At 70.7% G+C, this 21,270-nt stretch carries 24 protein-coding genes; 13 read left to right on the top strand and 11 right to left on the bottom strand.

Annotation, left to right across the window (positions count from 1 at the left end; all coding sequences use genetic code 11):
* Positions 1–32 precede the first annotated feature (32 nt).
* On the top strand, positions 33–503 hold the full coding sequence (locus ACQP1V_RS04005; RefSeq protein ID WP_387412361.1) for a SixA phosphatase family protein: 471 nt from the start codon (positions 33–35) through the stop codon (positions 501–503).
* Entirely contained in the window at positions 481–2,688 is a 2,208-nt protein-coding gene (locus ACQP1V_RS04010) for an FUSC family protein (RefSeq protein ID WP_433418878.1), read from the top strand. Before ACQP1V_RS04005 ends, ACQP1V_RS04010 begins: the two co-directional genes overlap by 23 nt.
* Here ACQP1V_RS04010 and serB read toward each other — a convergent pair.
* Positions 2,672–3,895 (bottom strand): phosphoserine phosphatase SerB, encoded by a 1,224-nt coding sequence (gene serB / locus ACQP1V_RS04015; protein WP_387412357.1) that lies wholly within the window; start codon positions 3,893–3,895, stop codon positions 2,672–2,674. The two genes, ACQP1V_RS04010 and serB, sit on opposite strands and share 17 nt — an antisense overlap.
* Before the next feature lie 144 nt (positions 3,896–4,039).
* Between serB and ACQP1V_RS04020 the strand changes: the two genes are divergently transcribed.
* Together ACQP1V_RS04020 and ACQP1V_RS04025 are read left to right on the top strand one after the other, a co-directional pair.
* Positions 4,040–4,771: a GNAT family N-acetyltransferase gene (locus ACQP1V_RS04020; protein WP_433418880.1), complete on the top strand. Its 732-nt coding sequence runs from the start codon at positions 4,040–4,042 to the stop codon at positions 4,769–4,771.
* Positions 4,768–5,847, top strand: coding sequence for a lysophospholipid acyltransferase family protein (locus ACQP1V_RS04025; RefSeq protein WP_433418881.1), 1,080 nt, complete (start codon positions 4,768–4,770; stop codon positions 5,845–5,847). Before ACQP1V_RS04020 ends, ACQP1V_RS04025 begins: the two co-directional genes overlap by 4 nt.
* Before the next feature lie 256 nt (positions 5,848–6,103).
* Here the strand turns inward: ACQP1V_RS04025 and ACQP1V_RS04030 are convergent, their stop codons facing one another.
* The 3 genes from ACQP1V_RS04030 to ACQP1V_RS04040 form a co-directional block, all read right to left on the bottom strand.
* Positions 6,104–6,670: a hypothetical protein gene (locus ACQP1V_RS04030; RefSeq protein ID WP_387412352.1), complete on the bottom strand. Its 567-nt coding sequence runs from the start codon at positions 6,668–6,670 to the stop codon at positions 6,104–6,106.
* Positions 6,671–6,839: 169 nt separating this feature from the next.
* Complete coding sequence (locus tag ACQP1V_RS04035) at positions 6,840–7,844, bottom strand: S-adenosylmethionine:tRNA ribosyltransferase-isomerase (protein ID WP_433418883.1); 1,005 nt, start codon at positions 7,842–7,844, stop codon at positions 6,840–6,842.
* Positions 7,841–8,515 carry an SDR family NAD(P)-dependent oxidoreductase gene (locus ACQP1V_RS04040; RefSeq protein WP_433221684.1) on the bottom strand — a complete coding sequence of 225 codons (675 nt, stop codon included), beginning with the start codon at positions 8,513–8,515 and terminating at the stop codon, positions 7,841–7,843. Before ACQP1V_RS04040 ends, ACQP1V_RS04035 begins: the two co-directional genes overlap by 4 nt.
* A 168-nt stretch (positions 8,516–8,683) precedes the next feature.
* On the opposite strand from ACQP1V_RS04040, the gene ACQP1V_RS04045 reads away from it, so the two are divergent.
* Positions 8,684–9,856, top strand: coding sequence for a GAF domain-containing sensor histidine kinase (locus ACQP1V_RS04045; RefSeq protein ID WP_433418885.1), 1,173 nt, complete (start codon positions 8,684–8,686; stop codon positions 9,854–9,856).
* Complete coding sequence (locus tag ACQP1V_RS04050) at positions 9,853–10,482, top strand: response regulator (protein ID WP_067136598.1); 630 nt, start codon at positions 9,853–9,855, stop codon at positions 10,480–10,482. The genes ACQP1V_RS04045 and ACQP1V_RS04050 overlap by 4 nt, the downstream gene beginning before the upstream one ends.
* Before the next feature lie 4 nt (positions 10,483–10,486).
* On the opposite strand, the gene ACQP1V_RS04055 is transcribed toward ACQP1V_RS04050, so the two are convergent.
* Positions 10,487–11,209, bottom strand: coding sequence for a hypothetical protein (locus tag ACQP1V_RS04055; protein ID WP_433418886.1), 723 nt, complete (start codon positions 11,207–11,209; stop codon positions 10,487–10,489).
* A gap of 69 nt (positions 11,210–11,278) precedes the next feature.
* Between ACQP1V_RS04055 and ACQP1V_RS04060 the strand changes: the two genes are divergently transcribed.
* A complete protein-coding gene (locus ACQP1V_RS04060; protein ID WP_067136602.1) occupies positions 11,279–12,067 on the top strand; it encodes an ABC transporter ATP-binding protein in 789 nt (262 codons plus the stop codon).
* A 220-nt stretch (positions 12,068–12,287) separates the two neighbouring features.
* Complete coding sequence (locus ACQP1V_RS04065; protein WP_433418887.1) at positions 12,288–13,034, top strand: sulfite exporter TauE/SafE family protein; 747 nt, start codon at positions 12,288–12,290, stop codon at positions 13,032–13,034.
* Between the two features lie 48 nt (positions 13,035–13,082).
* Here ACQP1V_RS04065 and ACQP1V_RS04070 read toward each other — a convergent pair whose 3' ends face one another.
* Positions 13,083–13,862 carry an IclR family transcriptional regulator gene (locus ACQP1V_RS04070; RefSeq protein WP_433418889.1) on the bottom strand — a complete coding sequence of 260 codons (780 nt, stop codon included), beginning with the start codon at positions 13,860–13,862 and terminating at the stop codon, positions 13,083–13,085.
* Positions 13,863–14,001: 139 nt separating this feature from the next.
* On the opposite strand from ACQP1V_RS04070, the gene ACQP1V_RS04075 reads away from it, so the two are divergent.
* Positions 14,002–14,244, top strand: a complete 243-nt coding sequence (locus tag ACQP1V_RS04075) for a hypothetical protein (protein ID WP_218001928.1) — start codon at positions 14,002–14,004, stop codon at positions 14,242–14,244.
* Between the two features lie 13 nt (positions 14,245–14,257).
* Here ACQP1V_RS04075 and ACQP1V_RS04080 read toward each other — a convergent pair whose 3' ends face one another.
* From ACQP1V_RS04080 to ACQP1V_RS04090, 3 genes are all read right to left on the bottom strand, one after another.
* On the bottom strand, positions 14,258–15,169 hold the full coding sequence (locus tag ACQP1V_RS04080; protein ID WP_387412343.1) for a Rieske 2Fe-2S domain-containing protein: 912 nt from the start codon (positions 15,167–15,169) through the stop codon (positions 14,258–14,260).
* Positions 15,170–15,228: 59 nt separating this feature from the next.
* Positions 15,229–15,801: an HD domain-containing protein gene (locus ACQP1V_RS04085; protein ID WP_433425753.1), complete on the bottom strand. Its 573-nt coding sequence runs from the start codon at positions 15,799–15,801 to the stop codon at positions 15,229–15,231.
* Between the two features lie 288 nt (positions 15,802–16,089).
* Positions 16,090–16,401 (bottom strand): hypothetical protein, encoded by a 312-nt coding sequence (locus ACQP1V_RS04090; protein WP_433418891.1) that lies wholly within the window; start codon positions 16,399–16,401, stop codon positions 16,090–16,092.
* A 187-nt stretch (positions 16,402–16,588) separates the two neighbouring features.
* On the opposite strand from ACQP1V_RS04090, the gene ACQP1V_RS04095 reads away from it, so the two are divergent.
* Complete coding sequence (locus tag ACQP1V_RS04095) at positions 16,589–17,446, top strand: helix-turn-helix domain-containing protein (protein ID WP_433418893.1); 858 nt, start codon at positions 16,589–16,591, stop codon at positions 17,444–17,446.
* Positions 17,447–17,510: 64 nt separating this feature from the next.
* Positions 17,511–17,717: a DUF397 domain-containing protein gene (locus tag ACQP1V_RS04100; protein WP_433418895.1), complete on the top strand. Its 207-nt coding sequence runs from the start codon at positions 17,511–17,513 to the stop codon at positions 17,715–17,717.
* Positions 17,718–17,758: 41 nt separating this feature from the next.
* Here ACQP1V_RS04100 and ACQP1V_RS04105 read toward each other — a convergent pair whose 3' ends face one another.
* Positions 17,759–18,499 (bottom strand): DUF6082 family protein, encoded by a 741-nt coding sequence (locus ACQP1V_RS04105; RefSeq protein WP_433418897.1) that lies wholly within the window; start codon positions 18,497–18,499, stop codon positions 17,759–17,761.
* Between the two features lie 448 nt (positions 18,500–18,947).
* Between ACQP1V_RS04105 and ACQP1V_RS04110 the strand changes: the two genes are divergently transcribed.
* Positions 18,948–20,054 carry a CapA family protein gene (locus ACQP1V_RS04110; RefSeq protein WP_433418899.1) on the top strand — a complete coding sequence of 369 codons (1,107 nt, stop codon included), beginning with the start codon at positions 18,948–18,950 and terminating at the stop codon, positions 20,052–20,054.
* A gap of 99 nt (positions 20,055–20,153) precedes the next feature.
* Positions 20,154–20,804, top strand: a complete 651-nt coding sequence (locus tag ACQP1V_RS04115; protein WP_433418901.1) for a TetR family transcriptional regulator — start codon at positions 20,154–20,156, stop codon at positions 20,802–20,804.
* An 8-nt stretch (positions 20,805–20,812) separates the two neighbouring features.
* On the opposite strand, the gene ACQP1V_RS04120 is transcribed toward ACQP1V_RS04115, so the two are convergent.
* Entirely contained in the window at positions 20,813–21,100 is a 288-nt protein-coding gene (locus ACQP1V_RS04120; RefSeq protein WP_433418903.1) for a hypothetical protein, read from the bottom strand.
* Positions 21,101–21,270: the final 170 nt, after the last annotated feature.

Genomic DNA, 21,270 nt, shown 5'->3' on the forward strand with positions numbered 1-21,270 from the left:
GTGATCATCGCGCTCGCCGTCTGGGCGTCCAGATGAACGGCGCGCCGGCGAAGACGCTGATCGTCGTACGGCACGCGACGGCCGCGCAGGTGCCCGGCCTGGCCGACCGCGAGCGTCCGCTCACCGACCAGGGGAAGCACGACGCCCGTCAGGCGGGCGATCTCATCCGGCCGCTGCGACCCGAGCTCGTCCTCTGCTCGCCCTCGGTCCGCACCAGGCAGACCGCGGACCTGCTCGGGGTCGACGCGCCGATCGAGATCGAGCACGACATCTACGAGGCGTACGCCGACGAGTTGCTCGACCTGCTGCGCCGTACCGGACCCGAGGTCGAGACGCTGGTGCTCGTCGGTCACAACCCGGGCGTCCACGAGCTCGTGCTCATGCTCACCGGGGACGGGGACGCGGGTTTTCCTCCCGGGGCGTACGCCGTGATCGGGCTGCACGGCGGCTGGCAGGATCTCGACCCGGGGACCGGCGTTCTTGTCCGGGCGCACCGCCCTTAGACGCTGGGCAGGCCGGGCCGCCCGGGCGCTGAGGGTCGAGGACCCCCGCCTGGCGCTCGGGATCGGCATGGTCGGCGGCGCCTGCGTGGCCGTCCCGCTGGTCGTCGGGCTCCTCGTGGGCCATCCCGGCGGAGGCGCGGTGATCAGCACCGGCGCGTGGCTGGTCGCGGTCAGGGGCGCGCGCGATCCCGGAGGCATCCGGATGGCCCGGCTCCTCGGCGCCACCTTCGCGCTGGCGGTCGGCACCCTGCTCGGCCTCGTGCTGGTCGGCAGGAACGAGTGGTTGCTCGTCCTGGTCACCCCGGCCCTCGCCGCGCTGGGCATCGTGGTGCCGATGGTGGGCCCGACGGCGGCGCTCGCGCTGCTGCTGACCACGGCCAACCCGCTGCCCGTCGATCCGATCCCGCACCTGGGGCTGATGCTCCTCGGGGGACTGCTGGCCACGGTGCTGCTGCCCCTGCCGTGGCCGTGGCGGGCCACCCGCCCCCTGCCGATCGTCCTGTCGGGGACCGCCGCGTGCCTGGCCGAACTGGTGGACGCGGCCGCCGACATGAGCCTCGACCGGGACGCCTGGGACGAGCGGCGGCGCGCGGCTACGGCGGCCCTGGAGAAGGCCAGAAAGGCCTGCGCACGGCGGCGCTGGCAGCGGCGCTCCCCACAGGCGGAGGCGGTGGTGGCCGCGTTCCGGCGGGTGCTGTACGAGGCGGTGACGCTGCGGGGCCTGTGCACCACGCTCTACCGCCAACTCCCGGACGTGGACGAGCACGTGGGCGTCTCGTCGCTCACCGCGATCCTCGCCCGGTCGCTGCGCTCGATGTCGCAGGCGCTCGCCCGCCCCGAGACCGGCCTGGAGCTCCCGGTCGGGATCGACTCGTTCAAGGAGCGGGTGGACGCGCTGCGGGGCGAGCGGCCGAAGGGCGAGCGCGAGCTGCTGGTCCTCGTGATGCTCCGCCAGGTGGAGAACTGCGCCGAACGGCTGACGGCGGCGGTGGAGAAGGCGGCCGGGCCCGCGCTCGAACTGTCGTCGCCGCGGCTGGCCCTGCCGCAGCTCGGCGCGCGGGTCACGCCCGAGGTGCGCTACCGGCTGGCCCTTGACGACCCGGGGTTCCGGCACGCGCTGCGGGTCGCGCTCGGCACGCTGATCGCGATGTTGATCATCGTGTTCGTCAAACCGGCCTACCCGCACTGGCTCGCGATCACCGTGCTGGTGACGATCCAGCCGACGTACGGGGAGACGATCGCGAAGGCGGGCGGGCGCACGCTCGGGACGGCGATCGGCGGCAGCGTCGCGGCCATGATCCTGCTGGTCGCGCCGCACCGCTGGCCGCTGGCGATCCTGATCGCGGTCGCGGCGTTCCTGGCGTTCAGCATGGCGGGCGCCCGGTTCGCGTACTGGATCATGTTCCTCAACATGTTCGTGCTCCTGCTCATCGACTTCCAGGTGCCGCAGCGGCCGCAGCTCGCGGGAGCACGCGTGGGGCTGACCTTCCTCGGCGGCGTCATCGCGCTGGCCTGCACCCGCCTGCTGTGGCCGCGCGGCGAGACGGCCCGGCTGGCCGACCGCGTGGCGCGGTTGCTGCGGACGCACGGCGCCGTCTCGCGGACGCTGGCCCAGGTGAGCCGGGGCGAGCTGCCGCAGGAGAAGGCCGAGGAGGCCATCAGGAAGGCGTCACGCGCCGCGGACGCGGTGTCGCGGGCTCTCGACTACATCGCGCATGAGCCGGGCGTCACGGCGCCGGAGGAGGTCGCGGAGGCGGTGGCGCTCGCGCAGCGGGTCCGCGACGACCTGATCGCGGTCACCTCGGTGCTGCGGGGAGAGCGGGCCGACGCCGGGCCCGCCCCCGAGATCCTGGACGCCGTCGCCGACCGGCTGGAGGACGCCGCCACGGCCGTGGAGGCCCGCGAGCCGTACGAACCGGGCAGTGAGGTGGAGGGCGCGCTGGCCGACTTCGGCGGCTGGCTGGGCACGCTGGCCGAGCGCCGCCTGGAGGAGCTGGACGCGGCGCCGGCCGACAAGGCGACCAAGGTGCGGCGGACGCTGCTGCAGGCGGCGGCGGTCCGCCACGCGATGCGCTCGCTCAACGCGGAGTCGGCGCGGCTGTGTGAACGCGCCGCCGTCGCGTTCGCCGCGGACGGCGCCGAGGCAGCCGGACGCGGCCGCTCGCCGGTCACCGATAAGGAGTGACGACCCCGTCCTCAGCGTCCGCGGCCTCTACCTCCTCGCGTGAGATGCCGAGCAGGTAGAGGATCGAGTCCAGGTAGGGCACGTTGACGGCGGTGTCGGCCGCCTGTCGCACGACCGGCTTGGCGTTGAAGGCGATGCCGATGCCCGCCGCGGCGATCATGTCGAGGTCGTTGGCGCCGTCGCCGATCGCGACGGTCTGGCTGATCGGGATGCCCGCCTGCGCGGCGAACCGCTCCAGGGCGCGGGCCTTGCCGGGGCGGTCCACGATCTCGCCCACCACCCGGCCGGTCAGCCTGCCGTCGACCACCTCCAGCGTGTTGGCCGCGGAGTAGTCGATGCCGAGCTCCTTGACCAGGCTGTCGGTGATCTGCGTGAACCCGCCGCTGACGATCGCGAAGCGGTAGTCGAGGCGCTTCAGCGTACGGACGAGCGTGCGCGCGCCGGGCGTGTAGACGACCTCCTTCGCGACCTGCTCGAAGATCTCCTCGGGCAGCCCCTCAAGCAGGGCCACCCGCCGGGTCAGCGACTCGGCGAAGTCGAGCTCGCCGCGCATGGCCTCCTCGGTCACCCGGGCGACCTCGTCGAGGCATCCCGCGTGCCTGGCCAGCAGCTCGATCACCTCGGCCTGGATGAGCGTCGAGTCGACGTCCATCACGATGAGCCGCTTGGCCCGCCGATGCAGACCGGAGCGCTGGACGGCCACGTCCACCTGCTGGAGCGCGGCCTCGGCGGCCAGCTCGGCCCGCATCGCCATCGGGTCGGCCCCGGACACCGCGAGTTCGATGCACGTGACGGGGTAGCTCGACAGCCGCTCGATGCGGTCGATGTTGGCCCCGCATGCGGCGATCCTGCCGCTGATCCCGGCCATGGCGGCCGGGGTGAGCGGGGCGCCGAGGACGGTGACGTGCAGGCGGCCGCGGCGCCGCTTCTCCTTGGAGACGGTGCCGGTGGCGATCTCCAGCTCCATGTCGAGGTCGGAGGCGACCTGCTCGACGGCGGTCCACAGCCCGCCCAGCGTGCCACCGGTGCCGGTCGGCGGCCCGCCCGCATAGGCGACGAGCACTCCGAGGGTGAGCCGGCCGCGGATGACGACCTGCTCGACGTCCGCGACGGTCACGGGAAACCCGGCCAGCACGGTGAACAGACGCGAGGTGACTCCCGGCCGATCCGGACCGGTGAGTGTGATCAGGAGCGTGCGCTGGTTCATCGCCGCCAACGCTACTTGGCCCCGGCGCGTGGTCGCGCATGGGGTTCACCATGCGGACGCCTGACTGCCTCCATTGGGAGGCGCGGCGGTCATTTCGGCATGTCGTGATGGTGGTGAGACGCTTTGAGGGAAGGACGCGCGCCCATGACGATCTCTCTCGACACCGGTCGCTACACGGTCGGCATGGCCATGACCCCCGCAGACCTGCAGGCCGCGCAGCGGCTGCGGTACCGCGTGTTCGCCGAGGAGATGGGGGCCAGGCTGGACACGCCGGTCTCCGGCCTCGACGTGGACGGCTTCGACGCCTACTGCGACCACCTGGTCGTCCGTGACGGGCGCGAGGTGGTCGGGACGTACCGGCTGCTGCCGCCGGGCCGGGCGGACCGGCTGTACTCGGACTCGGAGTTCGATCTCGGCGCGCTCGCCGGGATCAGGCGCGAGCTGGTCGAGGTCGGGCGCACCTGCGTCCACCCGGATCACCGCGAGGGCACGGTCGTCGGACTGCTCTGGGCGGGGATCGCGCGGTACATGGTCGAGGGCGGTTTCCGGTGGCTCGGCGGTTGCTGCTCGATCCCTCTCGATGACGGGGGCGTGACGGCGGCGCGGGTCGCCGCGTGTGTGCCTCTCGGCCCGGAGGAGTACCGGGTCCGGCCGCGCCACGCGTGGCGTCCGGCCCGGCGCGCCGGGGCGCAGGCGGAGCCGTCCGGGCGCTTCGTGCCGCCCACGCTGCTGCGCGGATATCTCCGCCTGGGCGCGTGGGTGTGCGGCGCGCCGGCGTACGACCCGGACTTCGGCGCCGCGGACTTCTTCGTGCTCCTGTCCATGGACCGGATGGACGGACGCTACCTCCGTCACTTCCTCGGGGGCGGGCGGTGACCGCGACCGCGATGATCCCGCTGCCGCCGCGTACGGCGGAGGCTCCGGCGGCGGATACCGGGGGCGTCCCGTGGTTGCGGCCGAGCCCGTGCCTCCCCGACGCGTGTGTGGAGCCCCCGGTCGCCGTCGCGGGTCCGGTCCGCCGCGTCCTGCGCCTCGCCGCCGCGGCGCTGGTGGTGCTCGCCGGGCTCCCGCTCTCCGTCGTCGCCCGCGCGGTGGGTGCGGCGCGCAGGGGCCGCATCGTGGCGATGTGGACGCGCACCCTGCTCCGCGCCCTCGGCGTACGGCTGGATGTGCGGACCGGGTTCGCGTTCGTGGCCGGGTCGCCTCCGTATCCGGCGCTGGAGAGCGCTGGAGGCGGCGAGGAGGCCGGGCGGGCATCCGGAGCCCGGGACGGCCGCGGGACGCTGGTCGTGGCCAACCACGTCTCGTGGCTGGACCCGCTTGTCGTGGCGGCGACGGTGCGCGCACGCCCCCTGGCCAAGCGCGAGATCGGCGCGTGGCCGATGATCCGCACGCTCGCGGCGGGGGCGGGCGCGCTGTTCATCGACAGGGAGCGGCTCTCGGCGCTGCCGGAGGCGCTGGGAAGCGTCGCGGGGGCGCTGCGCGCGGGCGACACCGTCGTCGCGTTCCCCGAGGGGACGACCTGGTGCGGGCGCGGCATGGGCGAGTTCCGTCCGGCGGTGTTCCAGGCGGCGCTCGACGCGGACGCGGCGGTGCGGCCGGTGACGCTGCGCTACCGGGAGGGCGACGCGACGTCCACCCGGGCCTGCTACGTGGGGGAGGACTCCCTCCTCGCGTCCGTGCTCCGTGTGGTGGCCACGCGCCGCCTGGTGGTCGAGGTGACGCGGTTCCCCGAGGTACGGCTCGCGGGGGCCGGGAGACGGCGCGCGCAGCGTCTGGCCCTCGCCAGGCTCGCCGAGGCGTACGTGCGGACCGGGATGGCGGACGCGCCGGAGCGCCATGCCGTGGCGCGACGTGAAACGGGCTCCCGGCCCGTCCTGGAGCGGCGTCCGAGGGCGGCCGGCGAGGAGGCCCCCGCGGTGTTCGGATCGGCGCATCCGGGACGCGCCTGACGGCGGCGGAAGATCAGGGCGGGGGCCGGCCGGACGGAGGCGTCGCGTCGGGGAGGGCGGCTGGGGCGGCGGAGCCTCCGACCGGCGTTCCGGGAACCACCCGGGCGGAGGACGACGCCGCGAGGCGTCGTCCGGGAAAGCACCCGCGGGCCGGGACGGCCCGCGAGAAAGACCTGCGGAAAAACCTAGCGAGGGTGTCCACGAACCTTGGCCGGGTCGGTTCCTTCGATCCCGGTGAACGGTTATGGACAGCGCGCTAGCGGACGACCGCGGTCTTGACCTTCTTGGTGTAGATCCAGCCCTTGATGCCGAGCTCCTTCAGGCGCTTCTTGTCGAGGTCCTCGGCGCCGTGCGGAACGTCGAAGTTGATCGCGCCGACCGCGCCCACCTGGGCGCCGCGCGCGGTCTTCTTGAGGCGGAACTGGATGGAGAGCCAGTCGCTCTCGTCCACCTCAAGGACGTGCGGGGTCCAGCACCAGAACTCGCTGCCCTCCCAGTCGCACTCGGTGCCCTTGGGACCGTTCCAGTAGAGCTTCTTCTTGGTGTCCACACCCTTGGGCAGGGTGCCGCCGATCCAGTAGTAGTCCGCGTCGTACGGACCGGTGTTGGTCGCGGTGAAGGTGTACTTGACCAGGCCGCCGGGCTTGGCCTTCTTGGTGTACTTGACGTTCGAGATCTTGAAGACGCTGAACGGGTCGCTGGCCGTGGTGGTGGCGGCGGTCGTCGCCGCCGTGGCCCCGGCCGGCGCCGTGGCGAGCAGCGTGGTGCCCGCGAGCGGGGCGACCAGCGCGAGCATGGCGATCTTGGCGATCGGCTGACGCATGTGTTTTGTCTCCCAGAGAGGACTAAGGGGGGAAGGAGGAAAAGGCCCCCCAGTAAACGCTCAGGTTGTATCACCCGGGAGATCACCGGTAAAGATCTTTTTTATGAAAGTTTTACTGCTTCTCCGGTTTAGCGGGGAAATGTCGTGATCTGTCGGATTCTTTGACCGGCTAAAGGATGAGGTGCGTGTCGCCGAACTCGTGCCAGAGGTAGCCGCCGTCCAGCGCCGCCTGATAGGAGCGCGACAGTAGCTCGCGCCCGGCGACGGCGGACAGCATCATCAGATGGCTGGAGCGCGGCTCGTGCAGTCCGGTGATCAGCCCGTCCACCGCTTGTACGCCTTCGGAGGGCGTCACGATGTGCGACGTCCACCCCTCCGCCGCCTCCACCACACCGGTCCGCGCCGCGCTCTCCAGGGCGCGCACCACCGTGGTGCCCACGGCGACGACCCGCCCGCCGCCCTCGCGGGTCAGGTTCACCAGCCGGGCGGTGGACTCGGTCACCCGGAAGCGCTCGGGATAGGGAGGCTCGTCCTTCTCCGGCGACGCCACGCCGGTGTGCAGCGTGATCGGCGCGACCACGACGCCACGCGCGACCAGGGCGGTTACCAGTTCGGCGGTGAAGGGACGGCCCGCGCTCGGCATCTCGGCGCTGCCCGGCGTGACGCCGAACACCGTCTGATAGTGGTCCAGCGGCCAGTCCCGCTCCACGTACGAGTAGCGGATCGGCACGCCGTGTTTGCGCAGGTAGCCCGGAACGTCGCGGTCCAGTTCCGCCCGCCACAGACGGGGCGTCTCCCGGCGCAGCAGCCGCAGCGTGGCCTGCCCGGGCAGGGGAAGCCACTCTCCCGGCGACCCGCCCGTGTAGGGCACGGTCCCGCGCTCCGTGCGACTGCGCAGCTCGACCAGCCACTCCCCGCCGGGCAGCTCGCCGGAGAAGTGCACCGCCAGGCGGTCGAGCCGCACCGCCGCCGCCATGGTTGCCGAGTTGTTCACCACGAGGAGGTCGCCCGGCGCGAGAATCCCCGGCAGATCCCGGAAGGCCCGATGCGCGATCTCCCCGGTGTCCTTGCGCGAGACGAGCATCCGCACGCCGTCCCGTCCGAGGCCGCGCGCCTCCGGCGGCTCGTGCGCCTCCAGTACGGCGGGCAGCGTGAAGTCGACGGCCGGGCTCATTCCAGCGCGTCCCTCGTGAACCGGCCGCTGGCCGGGCGGGCGGCGACGAGGCGCAGCAGCGCGGGGGCGACGGTCTCCGGCTCGGGGGCGGCGGCCGCCTCCTCGGCGCCGACCGCGTCGGCGAGCATCCGCGTACGCATCTCACCGGGATCGACCCACCAGACCGCGACGTCCGGCTCCTCGACGGCCAGCACGTTCGAGACCTGGTCGAGCGCGGCCTTCGTCGCGCCGTAGCCGCCCCAGCCCTCGTACGGCTCGACGGCCGCGTCGGAGGAGATGTTCAGCACCGCTCCACCCGATTCGCGGAGAGCGGGCAGCGTGGCCTGGATCAGCGCGAGCGGCGCGATCACGTTGGTCTCGAACAGGTCGCGCAGCCCGTCGAGCGGATATCCGGCCAGTGCGGGAAGCGGCGTCGGCCCCAGCCCGCTCGCGTTGTTCACCAGGAGATCGAGCCGGGGTGCGGCTTCCGCGAGGCGGGCCCGGTGGGCGGGGTCGGCCACGTCGCCCGCGATGGCCGCCACGCCGGCGGAGGCGTCGAGGTCGAAGGCGGCGGAGTGGAGGTCCTCCTCGCTCCGGGCGGTGAGGGTGAGGGCCCAGCCTTCCGCGGCGAGCGCCCGGGCGAGCGCCAGCCCGAGGCCGCGGGAGGCGCCGGTGATGAGTGCGTGCTTCATGCCGCTGACGCTAGAAACCGGGCGGTCGTCGCGCATCGGGCGAGAGGCCCCGCTCCGCCTCGGCAGTTGGCCCTAGGACCGTTGTCCAACCCGCCCAGGACGCGCGGGCGGGCCGTCACGTGAGCGGGCGGGCGCGGCGATGTCGCACGCCCCCCATATGGTGGGGGCGTGCCCGAGCGAACACCTCAACCGCCCCCGGTCGGCGAGTGCGACGCCCCCGCGCGCGACGCCGTCCTGCACGCGGTCAGCTCGGCCGTGCTCGCGGTCACCCGTCACCTGTCGGTGCGCGAGGTGCTGCAGGTCATCGTTCGGTCGGCGAGCCAGCTGCTCGACGCGCGCTACGCCGCGCTCGGCGTCCCCGATGACCAGGGCGCGTTCGCCGAGTTCGTCGCCGAGGGCATCTCCGAGGAGGAGTGGGAGGCCATCGGCCCCACCCCGCGCCAGCACGGGATGCTCGGCGCGATGCTGCGCGACGGCGATCCGGTCCGGCTGGCCGACATCCGCAGGGATCCCCGGTTCGAGTGGTGGCCGCGGGCGCATCCCGTGCTCAAGGACTTCCTCGGCGTGCCCATCCGGGACGGCGACCAGGTCCTCGGCATCATCTTCCTCTCCAACAAGCGGACGCCGGGCGGGTTCACCGCCGCCGACGAGGGCCTGCTCACCATGTTCGCGGCACACGCCGCCATCGCCATCACCAACGCCCGGCTGTACGAGCGGGGGCGCGAGCTGACCGTGATCGAGGAGCGCACCCGCATGGCGCACGAGCTCCACGACGCGGTGTCGCAGAAGCTCTTCTCGCTGCGGCTGACCGCGCAGGCGGCCGCGTCGCTGCTGGAGACCGATCCCGGCCGGGCCGTCCGGGAGATCGACCAGGTCCAGCGCCTGGCGGGCGAGGCCCTGGCCGAGCTGCGCGCGGTGATCGTCGAGCTGCGCCCGGCCGAGCTGGACCGGCACGGCCTGGTCGAGACCCTGCGCAAGCACGTCCACCTGCTCGACCGGCTGCATCCGGTGTCGGCCCGGTTCACCTTCGAGGGCGATCCGTCCGTCGCCAGAGCCGACGTCATGGCCGAGGTGACGGTGTTGCGGGTGGCGCAGGAAGCCCTGCACAACGCGGTACGGCACGCCGAGGCCGCCCACGTCGACGTACGGCTCTCACGCCGCGACGGCGCGCTGGTCCTGGAGGTCGGCGACGACGGGAAGGGATTCGAACCGGACGCCGACCCGGTCAAGGGGCTCGGTCTGGCCTCGATGCGCGACCGCGCGGAGAACGCCCGGGGATCGCTGGAGGTGGTGTCCGCGCCCGGGGCGGGCACCACGGTACGGCTGGTGGTGCCCGCATGATCCATGTCCTGATCGCCGACGACCATCCCGTCGTCCGCCAGGGTCTGCGCACCTTCCTGGAGATCCAGGAGGACCTGGCCGTGGTGGGCGAGGCCGCCGACGGCGCGGAGGCGGTCGCGCTGACCGAGTCGCTGCGGCCGGACATCCTGCTCCTCGACCTCAAGATGCCCGTGCTCGACGGCCTGGGCGCGCTGACCCGGCTCGGCTCCGCCGGCGCCCTCGGCACCAGGGTGATCGTGTTGACCTCGGTCAGCGACCGCGCGGACGTCGCGCCCGCGATGCGGGCCGGCGCGGCCGGATTCCTGTACAAGGACGTCGATCCCACCGCCCTCGTCCAGGCCATCCGGGCGGTCCACGGGGGGCAGGTGCTGCTCGCGCCCGAGGCGGCCGAGGCCATGATCTCCGGCGACGACCGCCCCGCGGCCGACGCCGGCGCGGCCCTGACGGAGCGGGAGCGCGAGGTGCTGCGGCTGATCGCCGGAGGCCGGTCCAATCGCGAGATCGCCAGAGAGCTGCTCGTCGCGGAGAAGACCGTGAAGACCCACGTCTCCAACGTCCTGATGAAGCTCGGCGTGCAAGACCGCACCCAGGCCGCCCTCTACGCGGTACGGCATGGCCTCGGCTGAGGGGTCAGCCCTGCGGCTGCCCCTCCACGATGGCATGGTGGGCGGCGACCCGTGCCCGCCGTACGGCCCGGTCCAGCTCGCGCAGGGCCTCGCCGCGTGCGGCGAGCTGGCCGGAGGTCAGGCCGCGCTCCCCGGCGAGGCGGAGCGCCTCGGACAGCCGCGCGGCGAGCGCGCCCACCCGGTGGGCCCGTCCCGGATAGCCCGGGGCGAGCGTCTCGTGGGCGTCCCGCAGGCTTGGCGCGCCGGGGGCGGGCCCCGCCACGCCACGCAAGGCGTCGGTGGCGGCGCGCATCGCGCCGGTGAGCGCCTGCTCGGCCTCCGCCAGCGACGGCACGTAGGGCTCGCTGTCCGTCGACTCGACGGCCGTCCAGCGCACCCCGGCATACGAGGAGCCGCGCCGGTCCGGTGCGGGCACCAGGCCGAGGCGACGGCCGCGCAGCACGGCGATCACGGCCTGGCCGGCGTCGATGGCGCTCATGTTGAACGCGGGCGGCCCGGCCAGCCCGAGCGGGTCGCCGGGCACCGGCAGGGCCAATCGGAACGAACCGAGCCCTTCGGAGCGGAGCTCGGCGAGGAAGGCGCGGAGCGTCGACTCCCTCGGCCCGTCGGCCACGACCTGGGGGCCGCCGGCCCGCTCGACGTGGTCCACGGCCTCGTCCAGCCCGACGTGCCCGCCCAGCCAGGCGTTCCCCCACGAGACGAGGACGGCTGAGATCGGTGAATCCATGCGCACCCGATCCACGATATGCCGACCGGCTGCAATAGTTTTATCTGAGTAACCACAGGAGGGGGCCACATGGGCGGTCAGGTGCTGCGGCTGCGGGATGTCACGGTTCGCAGGGACGGCGCCGCGCTGTTGCGCGCCATCGACTGGTCCGTCCGCGAGGACGAGCGCTGGGTCGTCATCGGCCCCAACGGAGCGGGCAAGACCACGTTGCTGCAGGTGGCCGCGGCGCTGCTCTTCCCCGCCGAGGGAGCGGTCGAGATCCTCGGCGAGCGGCTCGGCCAGGCCGACGTCTTCGACCTGCGCCCCCGGATCGGCCTCGCCAGCTCGGCGCTGGCCGAGCGGGTGCCGCCGGACGAGAAGGTCATCGACCTGGTACTGACCGCGTCCTACGCCATCCTCGGCCGGTGGAACGAGGAGTACGACTCCCACGACGTCACCCGCGCGGTCGAGCTCATCGACCAGCTCGGCTGCGCCCACCTGATCAGGCGGCGCTTCGGCACCCTCTCCGAGGGAGAACGCAAGCGGGTGCAGATCGCCCGCGCCCTGATGCCGGACCCCGAGCTGCTGCTGCTCGACGAGCCCGCCGCCGGGCTCGACGTGGCCGGGCGCGAGGACCTCGTCCGCCGTCTCGGCGGGCTGGCCCGCGACCCCAAGGCGCCGACGATGGTCCTGGTCACCCATCACGTCGAGGAGATCCCGAGCGGATTCACCCACGTGATGCTGCTGCGCCACGGTTCCGTGGTCGCCCAGGGGCCGGTGGAGTCGGTGATGACCGGGGACAACCTGTCCCGCACGTTCGGCGTGCCGCTGCGGCTCGAGCGCGGGTCCGGCGACCGCTGGTACGCCCGCCCGTTCTGACCGGCACGACCGACCGTCCGTTCTGACCGTCACGGCCGGTCGCCAGGGCCGGGCTGACCGACGTCGTCGCCGACCCGGCCGCGTTCCCGCGCGGCCGGTCAACGGACGGAGGGCGCGCCTCCCGGCCGGCGGTCGGCCTCGCCGTACCCCGGCTGGACAATCGCGGCGGACCTCCATCTACCATCGGGCTCGGGGCGATAGCCGTTCGAGGGAGCAGGACTTGACGCCGTTGGAGGCGGTCGCGGTCTTCGCGGCCGGGGTCGGGGCCGGTGGCATCAACGTGGTCGTCGGATCGGGCTCGCTCATCACGTTTCCCACGTTGCTGGCGGTCGGCCTGCCTCCCGTCGTGGCGAACGTCTCCAACAACATCGGGATGGTCCCCGGCGGCGTGACCGGCGTGCTGGGCTACCGGCCCGAGCTCACCGGTCAGCGTTCCCGGCTGCTGCGGCTCGGCGCGGCGTCCGTAATCGGCTCGCTCATCGGCGCGGTGCTGCTGCTTCGGCTGCCCGAGACGGTCTTCAAGTTCATCGTCCCCGTTCTGATCGGGGCGGCCTGCGTGCTGGTGGTCGTGCAGCCGAAGCTCAACGGCTGGCTGGCCGGACGGCGTACGCACCCGCACGGCGGCCCCTGGCTGTGGCTGACCGTGCTCGGCGCCGGCATCTACGGCGGATATTTCGGCGCCGCCCAGGGCGTCGTGCTGATCGGCCTGCTCGGGATCTTCCTCGACGAGGAGCTGCAACGGATCAACGCGGCGAAGAACTTCCTGTCGCTGCTGGTCAACCTGACGGCCGCGATCCTGTTCTCCCTGGTCACGCAGGTGGACTGGCTCGCGGCGCTCCTGGTCGCGCTGGGCACCGGGGTCGGCGGGTTCGTGGGCGCCCGGCTGGGCCGCAGACTGCCCGCCCCGGTGCTGCGCGCCGTGATCGTCTGCATCGGTGTCGTGGCGATCGCCAAGCTGCTCGCCTGATCGGCGGGCGCTCGTCGTATCGCGGGGCGCGGTCGCGCCGGCGAGGGGTCAGCGCGCCTCGCGGCCCAGCTCGGCGCTGACCTCGGCGGCGGTCCGCTTGAGCGCCTCCGCGAGCGGTGAGCGGGTGCCCTCGGGAACGGAGGCGGTCGTCCCGACGATCGCCATGGCGGCGACGAGCGTGTCGCCGCGGAACAGCGGCGCCGCGATGCTGCGTACCCCGTTGACCGACGGGGTGTTGGCCGAGATGTTGTTCCGCCGGATCTTCTCCAGCTCGCGGCGCAGCTCGGCGTTCGCCTGCACGTCCTCCGCGAGCCCCGGCACCTCCTCCTCCGGCAGGAACGCGCAGAAGACCCGGCCCTGGGCCGACTCGGTGCGCGACAGCCGAGAGCCGGTGCGCACGCTGACCCGGATGATCCGGTCGGTGTTGTCGTCCACCCGCACCACGACCGCCGTGTCGCCGTCCCAGACGCTCAGCACCACGGTCTCGTCGATCTCGCGCACCAGCCGCTGCATGTACGGCCCGGCGATGCCGACCACCGGCATCCCGGCCCGCGCGGCGGCTGACAGCGTCAGGATCTGCGGGCCGAGGGAGTACAGCGCCTCACGGTCGTCGTAGCGCAGCAGGTTGCTCTCGCGCAGCGCCTTCGTGTACCGATGCGCGGTCGCCTTGCTGGTGCCCAGGCTGCTGGTGATCTCGTTCAGGCTGAGCTGGGGGCGGCTGACCGTGAACGCGCTGAGGATCAGTGCGGCGCGCTGGACGGTCTGGATGGCCGGAGCCGCCTTCGCGTCGGCGGAGTCCTCATGAACGGGCCTGGCGGCATCACCCATGTCAGTTCACCCCGGTCGGTGCGGTTCGTCGTTCGTTGCGTTCTGCGAGACAGCATCCTGTCATCCAGAATATTTCCTGTCGACGGTCGTCGGTCCGATCCGCCGGATCGCACAGGTGATCGATGGTTGTTCGCCGGGTATGTACTTCTTTGTGAAGGGCGACCGGGTAGAAATAGTCATCGATGCGGGCGGCACCCCCCGCACCTACGAAGTGGTCGCGACCAGGGCGGGCAGGCGGGTCGAGATCACCACGGGCCGCGGCATCGTCGAGGTCAGCGAGGTCACGCGGACCGGCACCCCCGTCCGCACCGCGCGTTTCATGTCCAGCCGCATCCTCGCGCTGGTCGAGCATCCCGTGGACGAACGCCGTCCCGACGACTGAGAGGGCCCGGCCGTCACGGCGCGGGGCGGACCTGCACGATGCCGTCCCGGCGGAGGCGAGTCTGGAATGCGGGCTGTCGCGCGGTGGCCGGGCCGTGCGCCACGGTGCCGTCGGAGACGCGGAAGACGCTGCCGTGCCAGGGGCACACCACGCACGCCTCGCCCTCCTCCATGACGAGGCGCCCCTGATGCAGCGGCCCGGCGAGGTGGGCGCAGCGGTCGGCCAGCACGCTCACGCCGTCGCCGAGCCGGAGCACGAACAGGTCGATGTAGCCGAGCCGCCGGGTCACCGGCCGGCCGTTGGGCAGGTCCTTGAGCGCGCACAGGTCGTGCCAGCCGAGCGGTACGAGGTGGCTGAGCGACTCGGCGTGGTTGGCGCCGGCGGCCTGCCGATACGCGAGATGCCCGCCCAGATAGGCGCCTCCGAACGCGGCGCCGAGCCCGGCGAACGAGAGGAGTCGGCCCGCCCGATCCTTGCCGGCCATCCGCAGGAGCAGCGACGCGGTGTAGAGGCCGGTCGCGGTCGCGTTCGTCAGCGCGTGGACGAAGCCGACGCGCTGCTGCTCGCGGTGGAGGGTGGACCAGTCGGTCAGGCCGGCGGCCACCGCCGGCAGCGCGGTGCCCAGCCCCGCGGCCACCAGCACCTGGGACGCCCGCTCGTCCGCGTCGGCCCAGTCGACCACCGCCGCCCCCACCCAGCAGCCGATGGTGATCGTGGCCAGCGAGGGGTGGAGGGGGTGCCCGATGGGGACGCCGTGCAGCAGGTCGCGCACCGGCCCCGGGCCCAGCTTGCGGCGTACGGCCTTCGCGATGACCCGGATCGGCCGGTCGAGGGCCGTGGCGTGCTCAAGTCCGTCGAGGATGTTCCCCGGCGGGATCTTGCGCGCCAGCCGGATCGCCCGCCGCGATCTGGTCGTTTTGTCCATTTTCGCCCCCTTGTACCAGCACTTACCCCCGGCCTGGAGAGGCGAACACCGGTGGACGCTCAGGGGGCGAGGTGCCCCCGGGCGACGGACGACTCGATCATCCGGGCCACGTAGGCGCCCAGCGTGGCCGAGCCCTCGTGGATGATCCGTACGCTGTCGGCCAGGTGGCGGGCGGTGACCTTGTAGAGGGCCCAGGTCCCTCCCTCGTTGTGGTGGTTGGCCAGGATGGGGGCGAGCCGGTCGAGCGCCTTGGCGAACCGGGCCTCCTGCGTCCGCCGCTCCTCGAACTCGTCCCACAGCGCGCGGAGCCGTACGCGCTGGTCGTGGGGGAGCAGGCCGAAGATGCGGGTCGCCGCGGCGAGCGTGTCCGGGCCGGGGCCGTCCTGCTGGAGGCCGGGCCGCGTCTCGCCGGGCACGTCGTGACGGAAACAGTCTCCTGTGTCTATCTCCACCAGGTCGTGGACGAGCAGCAGGGCGACCACCCGCTCCAGATCCGTTCCGGGAGGGGCGTGTTCACCCATGGTCATCGCCAGCATGCCGACGTGCCAGGAGTGCTCGGCGCCGTTCTCCCGTCGCGACCCGTCGATCAGCGTGTTGCGCCGGATGACGCGCTTGAGCTTGTCGATCTCCATGGCGAAGCTGATCTGTGCGTGCAGGCGATCCTCTTGGGTTGCGATGGTCACCTTGGCAAGCCTAACCTTCGTGATCAACGTACGCCCGGCCCTCAAGCGCTTGTTTACATATCGCGGTCGTATGGTGACCCTGTGCATCCATTGGTGTGATGACGTGGGATGACGATCCGACTGTCGTGCGGCGCCCGGGCGTGGCGTCGTGCGGCGCGGTGTGGGTGTGGACACGGGAAAGCCCCGAAGCGAGGCCCCCCAAGCTTCGGGGCTGGCTTGTCCGGCCCTGTCGCGCGGTTACGCGCGCGGCGCGGCCCTCTCAAGTTCGAGCACGAGGTCGAATCGGGGGTCGCGGTAACGGCGGGCGCCGAAGCCGGTGCGGGTGACCGTCCAGCCGAGGCGGTGAGCCCACCAATCCTGATCGACGCAGAGATCCCGGTCGGCCTGGCCGGCGAGGCCGCCAAGCTGGGCCTTGATTCGTAAGAGCCGATTGGTACCGTGGAAATGCATAGGAGACTCCCCTTTCGCCGCTTCGATGAGGAGCTCTCGTTTGTCCGCCGGGTCGGGCGGTGGCAGCCTTCCGGCCCGGCACTTCTGTGTCTCGATCACTCCCCTGAGTACCCCTGTTGGTTCGATCGTGACGCCGGAGCGATTTCCTTGCAATACTCAACGTAAGGAAACTTGCAACGAACTTCCGAAGATGCGCCGCATGTAACGGTGCAAATTGCATTACGATGCCCGAGTAGGGGCGTCCGCCCCCGTATGCCTTCCACTGCGGGTGAGGAGGTCGACCGAGTTGTCCGAACGCGGGAGTCCTGCCGTCCGTCGGCGCAGGCTCGGACAAGAGCTTCGCCGCCTCAGGGAGCGTGCCGAGCTCACCGGAGACCAGGTCGCCGCGCAACTCGGTTGGTCGGCGGCGAAGGTCAGCCGCATCGAGACCGCCAAGACGTCGCCAAGAAAGGCGGACGTCGAGGCGCTCCTGGAGGCGTACGAGGTAGATTCGGGTCGGCGCCAAGAGCTGCTCGACCTGCATCGGGACGCCGCGCGAAAGGGCTGGTGGGAGGACTACCAGAGCTCTCTGCCCCATGAGTACACCACTCTGCTGGGGCTGGAGGTGGAGGCCACCTTAGCGCGCAACTGGGAACCCCAGGTGGTGCCCGGCCTCCTCCAGACCGAAGAGTACGCTCTCGAGGTCGTGAAGTCGGTTCAGCCGTTCACGCGGTTCGCACAAGGGGGTGTGCGCAGCCGAGTCGAGGCGCGAATAGCGCGGCAGCAGATCATCCTGCGCGAGGAGGAGCCACTCACCCTGTGGGTGGTTATGGACGAGTCCGTCCTCCTCCGGCAGTTTGGATCCGCCGCGGTAATGCAGCGTCAACTCGAACGCCTGATTGAGATGTCGTATAAGCCGAACGTCGGCGTTCAGATTCTGGCATTGAGGGCTGCGCATCCGGGCCAGTCCGGATCTTTCCTACACCTGAAAATGCCGGAATTTCATGATGTTGTATATCTTGAAACGCTTTATGGTGCCAACTTCGTGGAGGACGAGGATACGGCGTATGGCTACGAGATTGCATTCGACTATCTGAGGGCCGAAGCGCTCGATGTCGAGGATTCTCGTCGAATAATTGAACAGGCAATCCGGCAATGGAAGTGAGCTACTTCCATTCAAGTGCCCGGAGGGAGAGTGCGGTCCTCCTTTCGGGGGAGAGATAAATTCTATGTTTCCGATAGACCCGTCTCGGGTAGTGTGGAAAAAGAGCGATCGGAGTGGTGGTAACGGGCAGTGCGTGGAGGTCGCTTCGCTGCCCGGCGGGCACATTGGTGTCCGAGACAGTAAGAACCAGAATGGCCCAGTTCTCGTCTTCACTCCGGGGGAGTGGAACGCTTTTGTAGGTGGCGTCAAGGACGGAGAGTTCGACCTTTAGCCGGCAGTCCGGCCCTCGCTGTCTCGGTGTAGGGCCGGTACTCATTGACGCTTTCTCTTCCTTGCTGCCAGCCAGCCTGTCGTCATTCCGACACCCAACGAACAGCTGATCAAAATGGCGGGAAGAAGTTTTTGGTTGTCGCCCCGCTTTGCTGTCGAACCAGGGGAACCCCATCTTTCGTGAGCTTCCTTCCATTCGCTGTCCACGATGGCCCAGAATTCGCTTTGCCTCTTGTTCTTTGCGGACTTTAATCGCTGGTTTCGCGTTCTCTCCCAGAAGCGTCGGCCGGGTGTCGCCCAAAGCAAGTCCGCTTTGACGTATTCGCGTAGAATTTGCTCCGGCATTTCTCCTACTTCGTACATCATTTCCCAGAAAGAGATCACGAGATTGAAGTAGAGGTGGACGCGCGGATCGTATCCCAGCTCCCTTTTTGTTGGAAATCCCTCGCCTTTCAACAGTGCGGGGTTTTCGATGGCGAGTTGAAGTAGATGGAAGTGTTGGTTCCGCTCAGAATCTTTTCGCAGCGCCAGGGATTCTCGTGATTGGAGATATAGAGACCAAGACACTCCGATGAGGGCAAGAGCGGAGAGCAGGGCGGAGGCGGCTCCGTAGGTCTGCCCGATGTTGCTGAGGGTCACCCAATCGAGGCCGGGTGCAGACCCTAGGCGTTTGAGCAGGAAGGGGCTGCCCAGGGTGATCAGAGTGCTCCCCGTGACCGTAAGGACGGCAACTGTCGGAAGTACTGCACGGCTTATCCGGTCGCGGTGCTTCGGCTGCACCACGCCAATATGTCACGTGTACATGTAAAAAGAAATGTTTGCTCCAAAATACGGATTGCGCCTCACTGCTGAGATGTGAGCCGTATCTGATGGGGCATATGCCGAGGCTCTGGGCGACGCCTCGGCCCAGGTCCTTGTTGACGTTGGTCCAGTAGTTCATGTCCGAGGTGACCTCGGGGTCCGGGGTGTGGTCACGACGTTGCTCTCCAGGTGCTCGCGGTCGGCCTCCGAGGGCGCGCTCTCCCGCGGCGCGCGGGGCGGGTCCCGCCAGACGCAACCGAGGTCCCCGGCGCAGATCCGCCGGGGACCTCGGTTTTCGGGTGCGCTGCCTTCCTCCCCGGCGTGTCCCCATTCCGGACGCCGCATCCCCGCAGAGTTGAAGAGATCAGGTCTTTGAGGTCTGCAAGTTTGATGGCGAGAAGATGGCCTATTCCCCAGATATCGCCAAGAGATGGCATGCTCAGATTCCGTGAAGATTCGCGTCGCCGCTTTGGTCGCCCTTACCCTCCTGGTCGCCGCCTGTACGGCGGCGGAAGGTGAGCCCATCCCGGAGGCGTCCAAGAAGACCGGCGCCACAAAAGCCTCGCCCACGCAGGCGGAGCCGGAGCCGACCCCTGAGCCGTACACGATCTCGTTCGCCGGCGACGTGCACTTCGAGGGCGTGCTGCGGACCCGGCTGAACAACGACCCGCGCACCGCGCTCGGCCCGATCGCGAATGTGCTGCGCCGGTCCGACCTGACCGTGCTCAACCTGGAGACCGCGATCACCACGGGTGGCACGCCCGCGCCGGGCAAGCAGTTCACCTTCCGCGCGCCCCCCACCGCCTTCAGCGCGCTCAAGGCCGCCGGCGTGGACGCCGTGACCATGGCGAACAACCACGGCATGGACTACATGGAGAGCGGGCTGCAGGACTCGCTCGCCGCGATCAAGCGCACCAAGTTCCCCGCCATCGGCATCGGGAAGAACGCCGCCGAGGCGTACCGGCCGTTCCGGGCCACCGTGAAGGGCAACCGGGTGGCGGTCATCGGCGCGACACAGGTGCTCGACTCCGAGTTCATCCAGGCCTGGACGGCCACCGACGACAAGGCGGGCCTCGCCTCCGCCAAGAACGAGCCGCGCCTCCTGCAGGCCGTACGCCAGGCCCGCAAGAACTCCGACACGGTGATCGTGTTCCTGCACTGGGGCGCTGAGCTGGTCAAGTGCCCGACCGATGTCCAGCGCGACCTCGCCACCAAGCTGTCGGAGGCGGGCGCCGACGTGATCGTGGGCAGCCACGCGCACATCCTGCTCGGCGGCGGCTACTCGGGCCGGAGCTACGTTCACTACGGCCTGGGCAACTTCGTCTTCTACAACTGGGGCCCCGAGACCGGGAAGACCGGCGTGCTCACCCTCACGATCAACGGCAGGAAGGTGCTCAAGGACCGGTGGACCCCGGCCCGCATCAACGGCGGCGTGCCCATCCCGGTGACCGGCGAGGCCGGCAAGCAGGCCCTGGCCGAGTACGCGTCGCTGCGCCAGTGCACGGGGCTGACCGCCCGCCCGTCCGGCGAGCAGTGAGACGGCCGCCGGCGCTCCGGGTCGAGGCGCGGCCGAGGAAATCGAGTGACTGTCCGGGAGGGGACTGACCGGAAGGCGCTGAACGGGCAATATGGAGGGATGTCCACTCAGCTTGAAGAGGACGTCAACCCCGCCGATCCCGACCCGCTCCGCCGTCGCCCGTCCCAGCGCCGCAGCGCCCGGCGCGTCGAACGGATGCTCGACGCGTGCGCCGAGCTGCTGGACGAGATCGGCTACGAGGCGCTCACCACGACCCGCATCGCCGAGCGCGCCGGTGTCGCGATCGGCTCGGTCTACCAGTTCTTCCCGGACAAGCGGGCGATCACCCAGGCGCTGACCCGGCGCCATGTCGAGCTCTTCGTCGCCCGCGTGGGCCGCCGGTTCATCACGGATGACTACACCGGGTGGTGGGATGCCGTGGACGCCATCATCGAGGAGTACGTCGAGATGCATCGGGCCGTTCCGGGGTTCCGGTCGCTGCATTTCGGCGACATCGTGGATCTCAACCTCATCGACTCGGTCGCGGACAACAACACGGTGATCGCCGGACGGCTCCGGGCGCTGCTGCTCAAGGAGTTCGGCCTCGCCGACAGCGAGGAGCTGGACCGCGCCATGCTCGTCGCGGTCGAGGCGGGTGACGCGGTGCTGAAGCTGGCCTTCCGGCGCGATCCCCACGGCGCTCCCGACATCGTCGCCGAAGCGAAGCAACTGGTGCGCGGCTACCTCTCCCGCCAGCTCCGCGCGGGCTGATCCGGGCGTCAGTCGTCCTGGCGCGGGAGGAGCCGGTCCCCCTCGTCGGACAGGGGGTCGGAGAGTGGCATCAGGCGATAGCGCACCTGGACGGGGACGGCGTGCTTGCGCTTCAGCGGCCGGGCGATCAGGCAGGAGGCGGCGACCGACCGCATCGAGGCTCCGGTGGAGTACATCTCGGACTGCAACCGCGTCAGCTCGGCGCTCGCCCGCTCCAGGGCTTCGGACCTCGCCGTGGCATAACCGACGAGGCCGGGGATCACGGCGGAGAGCGCGACCGCCGAAGCGAAGGTCATACTCACCTGCCTGAACATCCGGATCACCGTCCCCCGCTCGCCATGCGCCATGGCAATATGCCCGATTACCCCCCTCCAAACACACTTCGTAGTTAATCGAACGCAATTCGTGATATGAGGAATGCGGGCGGATGTCCGGCGAACAGGTGGGCCGCCTCGATAGCCTCGCC

It is taken from the genome of Microtetraspora malaysiensis (genome assembly GCF_050947145.1).
GTDB classification, from domain to species: domain Bacteria; phylum Actinomycetota; class Actinomycetes; order Streptosporangiales; family Streptosporangiaceae; genus Microtetraspora_A; species Microtetraspora_A malaysiensis.

Bases quoted from the DNA above. Each gene is read 5' to 3' on its own strand.
- ACQP1V_RS04040 (WP_433221684.1), bottom strand. From the start codon at position 8,515: ATGAAGCACGCACTCATCACCGGCGCCTCCCGCGGCCTCGGGCTGGCG.
- ACQP1V_RS04085 (WP_433425753.1), bottom strand. From the start codon at position 15,801: ATGGAGATCGACAAGCTCAAGCGCGTCATCCGGCGCAACACGCTGATC.
- ACQP1V_RS04050 (WP_067136598.1), top strand. From the start codon at position 9,853: ATGATCCATGTCCTGATCGCCGACGACCATCCCGTCGTCCGCCAGGGT.
- ACQP1V_RS04075 (WP_218001928.1), top strand. From the start codon at position 14,002: ATGTACTTCTTTGTGAAGGGCGACCGGGTAGAAATAGTCATCGATGCG.
- ACQP1V_RS04060 (WP_067136602.1), top strand. From the start codon at position 11,279: ATGGGCGGTCAGGTGCTGCGGCTGCGGGATGTCACGGTTCGCAGGGAC.
- ACQP1V_RS04100 (WP_433418895.1), top strand. From the start codon at position 17,511: ATGTTTCCGATAGACCCGTCTCGGGTAGTGTGGAAAAAGAGCGATCGG.
- ACQP1V_RS04055 (WP_433418886.1), bottom strand. From the start codon at position 11,209: ATGGATTCACCGATCTCAGCCGTCCTCGTCTCGTGGGGGAACGCCTGG.
- ACQP1V_RS04035 (WP_433418883.1), bottom strand. From the start codon at position 7,844: ATGAGCCCGGCCGTCGACTTCACGCTGCCCGCCGTACTGGAGGCGCAC.
- ACQP1V_RS04030 (WP_387412352.1), bottom strand. From the start codon at position 6,670: ATGCGTCAGCCGATCGCCAAGATCGCCATGCTCGCGCTGGTCGCCCCG.
- ACQP1V_RS04080 (WP_387412343.1), bottom strand. From the start codon at position 15,169: ATGGACAAAACGACCAGATCGCGGCGGGCGATCCGGCTGGCGCGCAAG.
- ACQP1V_RS04120 (WP_433418903.1), bottom strand. From the start codon at position 21,100: ATGACCTTCGCTTCGGCGGTCGCGCTCTCCGCCGTGATCCCCGGCCTC.
- ACQP1V_RS04005 (WP_387412361.1), top strand. From the start codon at position 33: ATGAACGGCGCGCCGGCGAAGACGCTGATCGTCGTACGGCACGCGACG.
- ACQP1V_RS04115 (WP_433418901.1), top strand. From the start codon at position 20,154: ATGTCCACTCAGCTTGAAGAGGACGTCAACCCCGCCGATCCCGACCCG.
- ACQP1V_RS04110 (WP_433418899.1), top strand. From the start codon at position 18,948: ATGGCATGCTCAGATTCCGTGAAGATTCGCGTCGCCGCTTTGGTCGCC.
- ACQP1V_RS04070 (WP_433418889.1), bottom strand. From the start codon at position 13,862: ATGGGTGATGCCGCCAGGCCCGTTCATGAGGACTCCGCCGACGCGAAG.
- ACQP1V_RS04020 (WP_433418880.1), top strand. From the start codon at position 4,040: ATGACGATCTCTCTCGACACCGGTCGCTACACGGTCGGCATGGCCATG.
- serB (WP_387412357.1), bottom strand. From the start codon at position 3,895: ATGAACCAGCGCACGCTCCTGATCACACTCACCGGTCCGGATCGGCCG.